At 68.0% G+C, this 13,054-nt stretch carries 13 protein-coding genes; 3 read left to right on the top strand and 10 right to left on the bottom strand.

The window, feature by feature from the left end; genetic code table 11:
• Positions 1-155 precede the first annotated feature (155 nt).
• The 5 genes from VG561_RS15905 to ahpC all read right to left on the bottom strand — a co-directional run bounded on the left by VG561_RS15905 (position 156) and on the right by ahpC (position 5,120).
• Positions 156-1,112 (bottom strand): transaldolase, encoded by a 957-nt coding sequence (locus tag VG561_RS15905; RefSeq protein WP_032956985.1) that lies wholly within the window; start codon positions 1,110-1,112, stop codon positions 156-158.
• A gap of 50 nt (positions 1,113-1,162) precedes the next feature.
• On the bottom strand, positions 1,163-1,567 hold the full coding sequence (rnk, locus tag VG561_RS15900; protein ID WP_014036052.1) for a nucleoside diphosphate kinase regulator: 405 nt from the start codon (positions 1,565-1,567) through the stop codon (positions 1,163-1,165).
• A 123-nt stretch (positions 1,568-1,690) separates the two neighbouring features.
• Complete coding sequence (locus VG561_RS15895) at positions 1,691-2,653, bottom strand: LysR substrate-binding domain-containing protein (RefSeq protein ID WP_262094078.1); 963 nt, start codon at positions 2,651-2,653, stop codon at positions 1,691-1,693.
• Positions 2,654-2,738: 85 nt separating this feature from the next.
• Positions 2,739-4,331: an alkyl hydroperoxide reductase subunit F gene (gene ahpF, locus VG561_RS15890; RefSeq protein WP_014646004.1), complete on the bottom strand. Its 1,593-nt coding sequence runs from the start codon at positions 4,329-4,331 to the stop codon at positions 2,739-2,741.
• Between the two features lie 225 nt (positions 4,332-4,556).
• Entirely contained in the window at positions 4,557-5,120 is a 564-nt protein-coding gene (ahpC, locus tag VG561_RS15885) for an alkyl hydroperoxide reductase subunit C (RefSeq protein WP_005408159.1), read from the bottom strand.
• 322 nt (positions 5,121-5,442) lie between these two features.
• Between ahpC and prmC the strand changes: the two genes are divergently transcribed.
• Positions 5,443-6,300: a peptide chain release factor N(5)-glutamine methyltransferase gene (gene prmC, locus VG561_RS15880; protein ID WP_262094077.1), complete on the top strand. Its 858-nt coding sequence runs from the start codon at positions 5,443-5,445 to the stop codon at positions 6,298-6,300.
• 48 nt (positions 6,301-6,348) lie between these two features.
• The gene (pip, locus tag VG561_RS15875; protein WP_014646006.1) at positions 6,349-7,290 is read left to right on the top strand and encodes a prolyl aminopeptidase; all 942 of its coding nucleotides are present in this window, start codon (positions 6,349-6,351) and stop codon (positions 7,288-7,290) included.
• A gap of 315 nt (positions 7,291-7,605) precedes the next feature.
• On the opposite strand, the gene VG561_RS15870 is transcribed toward pip, so the two are convergent.
• Positions 7,606-8,490: a LysR family transcriptional regulator gene (locus VG561_RS15870; protein ID WP_014646007.1), complete on the bottom strand. Its 885-nt coding sequence runs from the start codon at positions 8,488-8,490 to the stop codon at positions 7,606-7,608.
• 105 nt (positions 8,491-8,595) lie between these two features.
• On the opposite strand from VG561_RS15870, the gene VG561_RS15865 reads away from it, so the two are divergent.
• On the top strand, positions 8,596-10,014 hold the full coding sequence (locus tag VG561_RS15865; protein WP_262094076.1) for an MFS transporter: 1,419 nt from the start codon (positions 8,596-8,598) through the stop codon (positions 10,012-10,014).
• A gap of 144 nt (positions 10,015-10,158) precedes the next feature.
• Here VG561_RS15865 and VG561_RS15860 read toward each other — a convergent pair whose 3' ends face one another.
• Genes VG561_RS15860 through VG561_RS15845 form a run of 4 tightly spaced genes read right to left on the bottom strand, consistent with a single transcriptional unit; the run spans position 10,159 to position 13,013 of the window.
• Positions 10,159-10,956 carry an N-formylglutamate amidohydrolase gene (locus VG561_RS15860; RefSeq protein ID WP_014646009.1) on the bottom strand — a complete coding sequence of 266 codons (798 nt, stop codon included), beginning with the start codon at positions 10,954-10,956 and terminating at the stop codon, positions 10,159-10,161.
• The gene (locus tag VG561_RS15855; RefSeq protein ID WP_049408489.1) at positions 10,949-11,503 is read right to left on the bottom strand and encodes an NUDIX hydrolase; all 555 of its coding nucleotides are present in this window, start codon (positions 11,501-11,503) and stop codon (positions 10,949-10,951) included. The genes VG561_RS15860 and VG561_RS15855 overlap by 8 nt, the downstream gene beginning before the upstream one ends.
• Positions 11,500-12,435: a 5'-3' exonuclease gene (locus VG561_RS15850; protein ID WP_014646011.1), complete on the bottom strand. Its 936-nt coding sequence runs from the start codon at positions 12,433-12,435 to the stop codon at positions 11,500-11,502. Before VG561_RS15850 ends, VG561_RS15855 begins: the two co-directional genes overlap by 4 nt.
• The gene (locus VG561_RS15845) at positions 12,432-13,013 is read right to left on the bottom strand and encodes a nitroreductase family protein (RefSeq protein WP_014646012.1); all 582 of its coding nucleotides are present in this window, start codon (positions 13,011-13,013) and stop codon (positions 12,432-12,434) included. The genes VG561_RS15850 and VG561_RS15845 overlap by 4 nt, the downstream gene beginning before the upstream one ends.
• Positions 13,014-13,054 lie beyond the last annotated feature (41 nt).

Here is a 13,054-nt window from a genome sequence, read left to right as displayed (position 1 = left end):
TCGCGGGAGTGTCCGCCGCATGGATGCGGCGGCCAAGCCTCCAGGGATGGATTCACGGCGTCTCCCGCGAACCCAACCCGCCCGACCCAGCGCGGCTTTTTGCTCTTTGCGACCAACCGACCCGCCACGAGGGGCTCAGCCGTTGGCCGGAATCCTCACAGTGCCGCGCGGATCCGCTCGCGCAGTGCTTCCAGATCCTTGGCAAACGCATCGATACCGGTCGCCAGCTTCTCGGTGGCCATCGGATCGGCCGCCAGGTCTGCCGCGAACTTCGCCGCATCGATCGGGGGCACCGCCGCGCCATCAGCGGCACCGGCCACCAGCTTGCGCGGCAGCGCGCCGTGGTCGGCGTCCAGCTTCTCCAGCAGGTCCGGCGAAATGGTCAGGCGGTCGCAGCCGGCCAGCGCTTCGATCTGTGCGGTCGAACGGAACGAGGCGCCCATCACCACCGTCTTCGAACCGCGGCGCTTGAATTCGGCATAGACGCCGCGCACGAACTTCACGCCCGGGTCTTCGTCGATGCTGGCCGGGGTCTGGCCGTTGGCCACGTACCAGTCCAGGATGCGGCCGACGAACGGGGAGATCAGGAACGCGCCGGCCTCGCTGCAGGCCAGCGCCTGGGTCGGGTTGAAGATCAGGGTCAGGTTGCAGTCGATGCCTTCGGCCTGCAGGATGCGCGCGGCTTCCACGCCTTCCCAGGTCGCGGCGATCTTGATCAGGATCTTCTCGCGCGGCACCCCGGCATCGGCGTACATCTGGATGAACTGGCGGGCCTTGGCCACGGTGGCGGCGGTGTCGTGGGCCTGGTCGGCGTCCACTTCGGTGGACACGCGGCCCGGCACCAGCGTGCTCAGCAGCGCGCCGACGCCGATGGTCAGGCGGTCGGCCACGGCGTGCACCACGGCTTCGCGGTCGCCCGCCTGCTGGCGGCCCCAGGCCAGTTCGCGTTCGATCAGTTCGGCGTAGACCGGCAGGTCCAGCGCCTTCTTCACCAGGGTCGGGTTGGTGGTGCAGTCCACCGGCTGCAGGCGCTTGATCGCCTCGTAGTCACCGGTATCGGCAACGACCACGGACAGTTCGCGCAGCTGGGACAGTTTGGACGGGGTACTCATTACGGCTCCTGGTGCAGGGGGATCGAATCGCGCGCGGTGCGCAGCGGTAATCAGGGGCGGTCGTTGTGGACCGCAGTCACGCGCAGGCGCAGCTTGCGGCCGCCGGGCGCGTTCCAGTCGATGCTCTGGCCGATGGCCAGGCCGAGCAGGGCACTGCCGACCGGGGCCAGCACGGAGACCTTGCCTTCATCGACATTGGCTTCGCGGGGGAAGACCAGGGTCAGGACGTGCTTTTCGCCGGACACTTCATCTTCGCACTCCACGCGCGAATGCATCATGACGATGCCTTCGGGAATCTGGTCCGGCGCCAGCACGGTGGCCCGGTTGAGTTCTTCAGCAAGCGCGAGCGCGGCAGGCGTCTGGCTCAGCGCAGGGGATTCGAGCATGGCGTCCAGGCGGTCCATGTCGAAGGTAGAAACGGTGATCGACGGCGGCAGGCCGCTGGCGGTGTTCATGGTGAAGCTCCTTGGTTGAAAGCCATGCAAAAGGCGGCACCTGCTGGCGCCGCCTGTCTGTATTGTGGGGACAAATGCGGCCGGAATCGACTCCTGCCGATTCCGGGCCGGTGCTGCGGGGGCTCAGCCGTTCAGCGCGGGGCCGGGCAGGGCCGGTGCATCGCTGCCGGCATCAAGCGCCTCCAGCGTGAACAGTGCCTGCGGCAGGCGCTTGAACTGGTCGGCCAGCTCCATCAGGAAGTCGTTCATGGCCGAGCTGCGGCGCCAGATCATGGCGATGCGGCGGCTGGGACGGCCTTCGCCGGTGAAATCGAGCAGCCGGATATTGTTCGAGCGCGGCACCGGCGGCTGCACCGACAGGCTCGGCAGCAGGGTGATGCCGACGTCGGCGGCGACCATCTGCCGCAGGGTTTCCAGGCTGGTGGCGCGGAATTCGGACTTCTCGTTGGCGCCGAACAGTCGGCAGACTTCCAGCGCCTGGTCGCGCAGGCAATGCCCGTCTTCCAGCAGCAGCAGCTTCTGCGTGGCCAGTTCCTGCACGTCCAGGTGTTCGCGGCGGGCCAGCGGGTGGCGCCCGGACACGGCCAGCAGGAACGGTTCCTCGAACAGGAATTCGGTATGCAGCTGGTCGTCGATCACCGGCAGGGCCAGCAGTGCGGCGTCGAGCTTGCCTTCGCGCAGGCGGTCCAGCAGCACGTCGCTCTTTTCCTCGACCAGCAGCAGTTCCAGCTCCGGGAAGCGCTCGCGGATGCGCGGGATCACATGCGGCAGCAGGTACGGGCCGAGGGTCGGGAAGATGCCCAGGCGCACCGTGCCGGCTTCCGGATCGCGGCTGCGTCGCGCCGCCTCCTTCAGCTGTTCCACCTCAGACACGATCACCCGCGCCCGCGCCGCCGCTTCCTGGCCGGCCGGGGTCAGCATCACCTTGCGCGGTGCGCGTTCCACCAGCGGCAGGCCCAGCTCTTCTTCCAGCTTGCGGATCTGCGTCGACAGCGTGGGCTGGCTGACGAAGCAGGAGGCGGCAGCCCGGCCGAAATGCTTGTGGTCGGCCAGGGCTACCAGGTACTTCAGATCACGTAGGTTCATCCTTACACCCCAGGGGTAACGGACCGGCTGACGGCGTGGTTACCCGACAGGCAGACAATGTTCCCGGTGATCTGGGAACGGTGGATCAGGCTGCTTCAGCAACGGCACCGCTGCTGTTGCTCACCGACGAGCGGATCAGGTGGTCGAACGCACTCAGTGCGGCGGTCGAGCCGGCGCCCATGGCGATGATGATCTGCTTGTAGGGCACCGTCGTGCAATCGCCAGCGGCGAACACGCCCGGCAGGTTGGTCTGGCCGCGGTCGTCGATGACGATCTCGCCGCGCGGCGACAGCGCCACCACATCCTTCAGCCACTCGGTGTTGGGCAGCAGGCCGATCTGCACGAAGATGCCTTCCAGCTCGACGCGGTGGGCATCGCCGCCGACGCGGTCCTTGTAGACCAGGCCGGTGACGCGGCTGCCGTCGCCCAGCACTTCAGTGGTCTGCGCGCTGGTCAGCACGGTCACGTTGCCCAGGCTGCGCAGCTTCTTCTGCAGCACTTCATCGGCGCGCAGGCTGGAATCGAACTCCAGCAGGGTTACATGCGACACGATGCCGGCCAGGTCGATGGCCGCTTCCACGCCGGAGTTGCCGCCGCCGATCACCGCCACGCGCTTGCCCTTGAACAGCGGGCCATCGCAGTGCGGACAGTACGCCACGCCCTTGTTGCGGTACTGGTCTTCGCCCGGCACGTTCATCTGCCGCCAGCGCGCGCCGGTGGACAGGATCACCGAACGCGACTTCAGTACCGCGCCGTTTTCCAGCTGCACCTGCACCAGGCCGTCTTCGCCGGCCGGCACCAGCGCACTGGCGCGCTGCAGGTTCATGATGTCCACCTCGTACTCGCGCACGTGCTGCTCCAGCGCCGTGGCCAGCTTGGGGCCCTCGGTCTCCTTCACCGAAATGAAGTTCTCGATCGCCATGGTGTCCAGCACCTGGCCACCGAAACGCTCGGCGGCGATGCCGGTACGGATGCCCTTGCGTGCGGCGTAGATCGCCGCTGCAGCGCCGGCCGGGCCACCGCCCACCACCAGCACGTCGAAGGCGTCCTTGGCGGCGATCTTCTCGGCATCGCGCTTGCCGGCGTTGGTGTCCAGCTTGGCCACGATCTGTTCGAGGGTCATGCGGCCCTGGTCGAAGATTTCACCGTTGAGGTACACGGTGGGCACCGACATGATCTCGCGCTTCTCGACTTCGTCCTGGAACAGGGCGCCATCGATGGCCACGTGCTGGATGCGCGGGTTGAGCACCGCGGCCAGGTTCAGCGCCTGCACCACGTCCGGGCAGTTCTGGCAGGACAGCGAGAAGTAGGTCTCGAACCGGTAGTCGCCTTCCAGGTTCTGCACCTGCTCGATCAGCTCGGCGGTGGCCTTGGACGGGTGCCCGCCGACCTGCAGCAGCGCCAGCACCAGCGAGGTGAACTCGTGGCCCATCGGCAGGCCGGCGAAGGTCAGGTGGATGTCCTGGCCCGGGGTGCCCAGGTCGAAGGACGGCACACGGCCCTGCCCATCGCGCAGCACCTGCAGCGAGATCTTGTCCGACAAGCTGTCCAGGGTCTGCAGCAGTTCCAGCATTTCCTGCGACTTGGCGCCGTCGTCGGCGTGCGCGGTGATCTGGATCGGGCGGGTCACGCGCTCCAGATAGGTCTTCAGCTGCGACTGCAGGTTGGCGTCCAACATCGGTCTTCTCCTGGCTTCAGGCAAACAGAGGGCGTGGCACCGCTGTGCAAGGTAGCGGACCAGCTGGGGGGTAGGGGTGAACCCAAGACAGCGACCGTGGAAGGGGCTGGCTGGCCAAGGCGGGCGAGCGTTGGCTGTCTTGGGTTCACCCCCACGCCGGCGGGGGGACCGGCACGGGGATGAAGGGCGCGCCGCGGCGTGGGGCCACGGCAGGCCGGTACTGCCTTAGATCTTGCCGACCAGGTCCAGCGACGGGGTCAGGGTCTTCTCGCCTTCCTTCCACTTGGCCGGGCACACCTGGTTCGGGTTGGCGGCGGTGAACTGGGCAGCCTTCAGCTTGCGCAGGGTCTCGGACACGTCACGGGCGATCTCGTTGGAGTGGATCTCCAGGGTCTTGATCACGCCTTCCGGGTTGATGATGAAGGTGCCGCGCAGGGCCAGGCCTTCTTCCGGAATGTGCACGCCGAAAGCGTTGGTCAGCTGGTGGGTCGGGTCGCCGACCAGCGGGAACTGGGCCTTGCCGACGGCCGGCGAGGTCTCGTGCCACACCTTGTGCGAGAAGTGGGTATCGGTGGTGACGATGTAGACCTCGGCGCCGGCCTTCTTGAACTCGGCGTAGTGGTCAGCTGCGTCCTCGATCTCGGTCGGGCAGTTGAAGGTGAAGGCGGCCGGCATGAAGATCAGGACGGACCACTGGCCCTTCAGGCTGGCGTCGGAAACCTTGATGAACTCGCCGTTGTGGTAAGCGTTGGCTTCGAACGGCTGGATCTGGGTGTTGATGAGGGACATCATTTTTCCTCTTGGTGAAGGGGACTGGGTGAATCGACAGGAGCTAGGTTACCCATTCGCTGGCGATAAGAACAATGCATTGATTGCATCTATTTGATAGATGGAGTCTATCAAAAGGCACTGAGCAGGCACTGAACCCGGCCGCTTTCATCCTGCAACTGACTGTGTGACAAGGAAAATCTCGCCGGACCGCTGCCTGGGGCCGATAGCCCTTCCTTATCCCGTCCGGGGGAAACTGAACGGATTCCGATTTTGTAGAGCCGAGTCCATGCTCGGCTGTTCCAGAAGCAGCCGAGCGTGGGCTCGGCTCTACAATTGCGGAATGCCTTTCCAAACCGAACCCACCCTGCGCCAGATCGTGGCCGACGCCAGTGCCCGCTTGGGCGGCGTCGAAGCCCGCCACGAGGCGGAGCTGCTGCTGCTGCATGTGCTGGACCGCCCACGCAGTTGGCTGTTCGCGCATGCCACCGATCCGCTGGCCGCCGCCGACCAGGCCGCCTTCGAGACGCTGTTGGCCCGCCGCGTGGCCGGCGAGCCGGTCGCCTACCTGACCGGCCGCCGCGGATTCTGGACGCTGGATCTGGAGGTCGATCCGGCCACGCTGATCCCGCGCCCGGAGACCGAACTGCTGGTCGAGCTGGCGCTGGAACGCCTGCCGCAGGACCGTGCGCTGCGGCTGGCTGACCTGGGCACCGGCAGCGGCGCGATCGCCTTGGCGCTGGCCAGCGAGCGGCCACAGGCACAGGTGCTGGCCACCGATGCCAGCCCGGGTGCGCTGGCCGTGGCCGCGCGCAATGCCGCGCGCCATGAACTGCGCAACGTCCGCTTCGCCGAGGGCGGGCACGATTGGTACGCGCCGTTGCAGGGCATGCGCTTCGACCTGATTGCGAGCAATCCGCCGTACATCGCCAGCGACGACCCGCACCTGCGACAGGGCGACCTGCGCTTCGAACCGGCCTCCGCGCTGGCGTCCGGTGTGGACGGCCTGGATGACATCCGCCGCCTCATCGACGGCGGCCAGGCGCATCTGCTGCCCGGTGGCTGGTTGCTGATCGAGCACGGATGGGACCAGGGCGCGGCGATCCGCGCGCTGTTCGACGCCGCCGGTTTTGCCGAGGTGCAGACCGTGCAGGACCTGGAGCAGCGCGACCGCATCACCCTGGGCCGGCGACCGGCCTAGAATGGGGGTTCTCCTGCCCCGGCAGGGCATCACCCTGGAGCTGCAAGCATGCGTACGCTGTACCCCGCCATCACCCCCTACGACGTCGGCACCCTGAAGGTCGACGACCGCCACACGCTGTATTTCGAACAGTGCGGCAACCCGGACGGCAAGCCGGTGGTGATGCTGCACGGTGGCCCGGGCGGTGGTTGCAGCGACAAGATGCGCCAGTTCCATGACCCGTCCAAGTACCGCATCATCCTGTTCGACCAGCGTGGTGCGGGTCGATCCACCCCGCACGCGGACCTGGTGGACAACACCACCTGGGACCTGGTCGCCGATATCGAGAAGCTGCGCGAGCACCTGAAGGTCGATCGCTGGCAGGTGTTCGGTGGCAGCTGGGGCTCGACCCTGGCCCTGGCCTATGCCGAGACCCATCCGCAGCGCGTGACCGAACTGGTCCTGCGCGGCATCTTCATGCTGCGCCGCTGGGAGCTGGAATGGTTCTACCAGGAAGGCGCCAACCGCCTGTTCCCGGATGCGTGGGAGCATTACCTGAAGCCGATCCCGTCGGTGGAGCGGCATGACCTGATCTCGGCCTTCCACCGCCGCCTGACCAGCGACGACGAAACCACCCGCCTGGAAGCCGCCAAGGCGTGGGCGGTGTGGGAAGGCGCGACCAGTTTCCTGCACGTCGATGATGACTTCATCAACAGCCACGAAGACCCGCACTTCGCCCTGGCCTTCGCCCGCATCGAGAACCACTACTTCGTCAACGGTGGCTTCTTCGAGGTGGAAGACCAGCTGCTGCGCGACGCGCACCGCATCGCCGACATCCCGGGCGTGATCGTGCATGGCCGCTACGACGTGGTCTGCCCGCTGGCCAACGCCTGGGACCTGACCAAGGTGTGGCCGAAGGCGAAGCTGGAAATCACCCCGGCCTCGGGCCATTCGGCGTTCGAAGCCGAGAACGTGGACGCGCTGGTGCGCGCCACCGATAGCTTCGCCTGATCGGTAGTGCCGGCCGCTGGCCGGCAATGCCTTACCGGTCCGTTTCGCCGCCGCCCGATGTGGCTCGCCGGCCAGCGGCCGGCGCTACCGGATAGCCAAGGCCTCGGGCCATTCGGCGTTCGAGGCCGACAACGTGGACGCGCTGGTGCGCGCCACCGATGGCTTCGACTGATCGGTAGTGCCGGCCGTTGGCCGGCAATGCCTTGCCGGTCCGTTTCGCCGCCGGCCGATGTGGCTCGCCGGCCAGCGGCCGGCGCTACCGGATACCCAAGGGTTCTGACCCCGCCGAAACCTTCATCCACGCATGGCGTGGATTTACCAATCCCCGGCCAGCAACGCGTCGGCCAGCACCTGCAGCTTTGGCGAGTGCTGGCGCGACGGTGGGTAGATCAGCGACAGCGCGCGGCTGCGGCCTTCAAGCGGCTGCAGCACGCGTTGCAGGCGGCCGTCAGCCAGCGCGTCGGCCACCGCGAAATCCATCACCTGCACGATGCCGATGCCGGCGATGGCCGCTTCCACCAGCGGATCGCCACTGTCGAACACCATCCGCGTCGGTGGGGTGAAGTCGCGCAGTTGGCCCTCCTGCAGGAACTGCCAGTCCACCAGCCGGCCACTGCGCAGGTTGCGCACCGCCAGGCACGCGTGATCCCGCAGCGCGGCCACATCGTCCGGTGCGCCACAGCGGGCCAGATACGCGGGGCTGGCCACCGTCACCCAGCGCAGCGGACGCAGCGGGCGCGCGACGATGCGCTGGTCGGCGATGACGCCGGTGCGCAGGGCGGCATCGAAACCTTCCTCGACCAGATCGACCAGACGGTCACTGAGCACGGCCTCCACCTGCAGTTGCGGGTGCTGTTGCAGCAACGGCGCCAGCAGCGGTACCAGCACCTTGCGCCCGAACATCGAGGGCGCGCTGATCTTCAGGGTGCCCGCGGGCGTGCAGGGACGGTCGGCCAACTGGCGTTCGGCATCCTCCAGGCCACACAGCAGCGGTGCCACCTGATCGACGAACTGGCGGCCATCCGGGGTCAGCGCCACGTTGCGGGTGTTCCGCTGCAGCAGCTTCACCCCCAGCGTGGCCTCCAGCCGGCCGATCGCGCGCGACAGGCCGGACTGGCTCAGGCCCAGCTGCCCGGCGGCGACGGTGAAACTGCGGGCTTCTGCCACCTGCACCAGCATGCGCACTGCATTGAGGTCCATCGAGGTTCCATTCATGATGAAAATCATGACAGATATGGCTGGCAGGGGGTTTATTGATTCGGTTGCATCAATGAGACTGCGCTCCCCCACCGCACCAGAGCGCCGATGCCTCCCCTCAAGTACCCGCGTTGGGCGCTGACCCTGCTGGCCACTGCCCAGCTGATCATCGCCCTGGATGCCACCATCATCTTCGTCGCCCTGCACGACATGGGCCGCGCGCTGCAGATCAACGCGCAGCAGCTGCAATGGGTAGTCAGTGCCTACACCGTGGCGTTCGGCGGCAGCCTGCTGCTGGGCGGGCGCGCCGCCGACCTGATCGGCCGCCGCCGCTTCTACCGGCTGGGCATGCTGCTGTTCGCGCTGGCGTCGCTGTTCGGCGCGCTGGCGCCGAATGCCACCCTGTTGATCATCGCGCGCGCGGCGCAGGGCATCGGTGCCGCGTTGCTGTTCCCGGCCACGCTGGCGCTGATCAACACGTTGTATGCGGAAGGCCCGGTGCGCAACCGCGCACTGGCGATCTGGAGCATGGCCAGTGCGGCCGGCCTGGCGCTGGGCACGCTGCTCGGTGGCGTGCTGACCCAGGCGTTCGGCTGGCCGGCGGTGCTGGCGGTGATCGTTCCGCTGGCCACCGCCTGTGCAGTCGCGGCCGGCGCGTGGTTGCCGGCCGATGGCCCGCGTGTGCAGGGCCGTTGCTTCGATCTGGCCGGTTGCCTCACCGTCACCGCCGGCGGCAGCCTGCTGGTCACCACCCTGGTGCAAGGGCCGGAGTGGGGCTGGACGGCCCGCGCCACGCTCATCTGCCTGCTGCTTTCAGCCGTACTGTTGACGGTGTTCGTACAGATCGAAAAGCGCAGCCGTGACCCGCTGATGCAGTTTGCGCTGCTGCGCCTGCCCGGCCTGCGCGCGGCACTCGGCCTGACCTTCGCCTTCATGAGCAGCTATGGCGTGCAGTACTACTTCCTGGCGCTCTACTTCCAGGATGGTTACGGCTGGAGCCCGCTGCAGGCCGGCATGGCCTTCCTGCTGCCGACCGTGGTGTGCACCTTCGGCATCCGCATTGCCGAACGCATGCTGCGGCGCCGTTCGCCACGGCAGGTGCTGGCCTGGGGCTTCGCGGCCGGTGCCATCGGCATCACTGCGGTGGCGCTGGCGATGCCGCATGGCGCCGGTTACTGGCCGCTGCTGCCGGGCATCGTGGTGCTCAGCGTGGGCCAGGGCATGAGCTGGACGGCGATGTGGATCGTGGCCGGGCAGGGCGTGCCGGGGCCGCAGCAGGGTGTGGCGTCCGGCATGGCCGCCACCGCACAGCAGATCGGCGGCGCGTTGGGACTGGCGGTACTGGTGATGGTGGCCAACGCCGCGCGCGGCACGCAGGAGGCAACCAGCCCTGATGCGCTGCAGGGCATGGTCAATGCGCAGTACGGCGCCGCGCTGTTCGCCGCGCTCGGCGTGGTGATCGCGCTGGGCCTGCGCCCGGCGCCGGTCGAATCGGCTGCTGCCGTCTGCCCGGTCAACGAGGCATGATTGAAGGCGCTGCCGTAGGTGGATGTGCCACGCCTGCGGTGGTGCCGGGCCCGGGCCCGCTGGCCGGCAACCCCGGGGTGGTTGGATCATTGAGGTTGCCGGCCAGCGGCCGGCACTACCGATACGGGATGGGTCCAAGAGCGTTCAACCGAACGCCAGCAACTGTGGCTGCAAGGCGCTGAAGATCCGCGCCAGCCGCTCCGCCCACGCCTGCTGCCCGGCGGCATCGGCGATCAGGTCCTGGCGGATCTCCAGTTCCACGTGCACCAGGCCGCGCCCTTCGCCGTGCACCGGTACCGCGTAGTCGCTGGTACTGCTGACCGAATACGGTTCGTTGTCACCCACCACCAGGTCGCCTTCATCGCGCAGTGCCTGCAGCAGTGCATGCGCAAAGCGCGTGTCCTGGTGGTACAGCACGCCGGCGTGCCACGGCCGCTGCGTGCCGTTCATCACTGGCGTGAAGCTGTGCATCATCACCAGCAGGGTGGGGCGGCCGGCATCGCGGCGTGCATCCAGTTCCGCGTCGATGCGCGCATGGTAGGGCGCGTGGATCGCATCGATGCGCTGCTGCCGCTGTGCAGCCGACAGCCTGGCATTGCCCGGGACCACGGTGTGGTCGCTCACTTCCGGAATCAGCGTCGGCGAGGCCAGTGGGCGGTTGCAGTCGATCAGCAGCCGCGAATAGGTCTGTTCGATCGCCCATGCATCCAGCCGTTCGGCCAGTGCGCGGGTGGTGCCGGCGATGCCGATGTCCCAGCCGATATGGCGGTCCAGCTCGGCCTGGGCCAGGCCGAGCCCGGTCAGCGCGCGTGGCACCTGCTGGCCGGCGTGATCGGCCAGCAGCAGGTAAGGCGAGGCGCCCTGCGGCCGGTGGAGGGTATAGATCGCCGGGTCGTCGGCGCCCAGCAGCGCCGGCAGTACGTGCAGATCGGCGTCAGCCACGCGGGCGCCCGTCCAGGTGGTGCTCGATCATCCACAGGCCCGCCCAAAGCTTGGCATCCAGCTCATAGCCTTCGCCCATCTTCTGCACCAGCCAGGCCGCCGCCTGCGCGCGCGGAATCTCGTGCACGGTGATGTCTTCGCTGTCATCGCCGCCACCGTCGCCGATCCGGCGCAGGCCGGTGGCGCGTACGAAGGCGATCTTCTCGCTGCTGGCGCCGGAGGACGTCGGGCCGATCATCAGCACTTCGGCGTGATCGGCGGTCCAGCCGGTTTCTTCTTCCAGCTCGCGCACGGCCGAGACTTCGATCGATTCGCCGGCGTGGATGTCGCCGACCAGGCCGGCCGGCATCTCGATGGTGGGGGCCTGCAGCGGCACGCGGAACTGTTCGACGAACAGCACCTTGTCCTCCGGGGTCACCGCGATGATGATCGCGGCCAGGCCACCGGCATGGGTACGTTCGCTGTATTCCCAGGTGCCGCGTACCAGCATGCGCTGGTACTTGCCTTCATAGACGACACGCGGGGCTTCGGTGTTGCGCTGGCTCATGCGGGCTCGCTGTGGGTGGGAAGGATATCGGGTACGCCGGCGGCATCGAACAGCCGGCGGCGGGTCATCGGGCCGAAGCGCAGGGTCTGGCACAGGCCGCCGAGCAGCTCGGGGTCGGCGGTCTGGCGCAGCAGGCCGGGTTGGCTGCCTTCCAGCGGCGCGTCCAGCGCGATGGTGGTCAGCTGGCGCCAGAGCAGGGCGTGCTCGCGCTGCTCGCGCAGGCGCACCGCCATCTGGGCGGCACCGCGCAGGCGCAGGAACGGCACTTCGTCCAGGCGTTCGTACAGCGCATCCAAGCTGCCGAAATGGGCCAGCAGCACGGCGGCGGACTTGCTGCCGACACCACTGACACCGGGAATGTTGTCCACCGCATCGCCGCACAGCGCCAGGTAATCGGCAATCTGGTGCGCGTGCACGCCGTGCCGTGCCTTCACGCCGGCCACGTCCCAGCGCTGGTTGCGGGCGTAGTCCCACTGTTCGTCGTGATCCAGCAGCAGCTGCGACAGGTCCTTGTCGGCGGAGATGATCACCCCGCGATGGCTGCCGCGGTGCACGTGCAGTGCGCTGCCGATCAGGTCGTCGGCTTCGTAGTCGTGGTGGGCGAGGACGGCAAGGCCCAACGCCGCGCACAGCGCCTTGCAGTGCACGAACTGGCGCTTGAGCGCTTCCGGTGCCGGATCACGGTTGGCCTTGTAGGCCGGATACAGGCGGTGGCGGAAGCCGCTGTCGAGCGCTTCGTCGAAGGCAATGGCGATGTGCCGCGGGCGCTCGCGCTCCAGCAGGTCCAGCAGGAAGCGGGCGAAGCCGTGCACAGCATTGGTCGGCCAGCCCTGCGCGTCCTGGAACTGGTCCGGCAGCGAGTGCCAGGCGCGGAACACGTAGATGCTGGCATCGACCAGGTACAGCGACGGCGGCGGTGCCGGCAGGGTCATGCCGGCGGCGTCCAGTCCTGCAGCAGGGTCGCTGGGTCGGGGCGCTCGCGCTCGGGCACGTCGGCCTTGGCGGTGCCGATGTGGATGAAGCCGGCGATGCGTTCACCCTCGACCAGGCCCAGGTGGGCCTGCACGACCGGATCGAAGGCCATCCAGGCCGTCAGCCACTGTGCGCCGAAGCCAAGCGCCTGCGCGGCCTGCAGCAGGGCGAAGCAGACGCAGCCGGCGGTCATCAGCTGTTCCTGTTCCGGCACCTTCGGGTCCGGGCGCGGGCTGGCGACCACCACGATCACCAGCGGGGCGTGGCTGAAACGCTGGCGGTCCTTCTCGAACACGGCCTCGCCGGCATGCGGGTCGCGCTGGCGGCTGCGCTTGGCCAGGAAGTCGCCCAGAGTGTGACGTGCATCGCCGGCGATCTTCAGGAAGCGGAACGGCACGCGCTTGCCGTGGTCGGGCACGCGCACGGCCGACGCCAGCATCCGCTGCAGGGTGGCCGGGTCCGGGCCGGGCTCGCCCAGTTGCCGCGAAGGCACTGAGCGGCGGGCATCCAGGGCGAGCAGGGCAGCGGGGTCGGGCATGGAGTCTGAACCGGTCATCACGGGTGTTTGATTATAGTCGG

The organism is Stenotrophomonas sp. CASM110, assembly GCF_049384345.1.
Classification (GTDB): Bacteria; Pseudomonadota; Gammaproteobacteria; order Xanthomonadales; family Xanthomonadaceae; genus Stenotrophomonas; species Stenotrophomonas muris.
The sequence above is the reverse complement of the archived record's forward strand: the minus strand, read 5'-3'. Positions and strand labels throughout refer to the sequence as shown.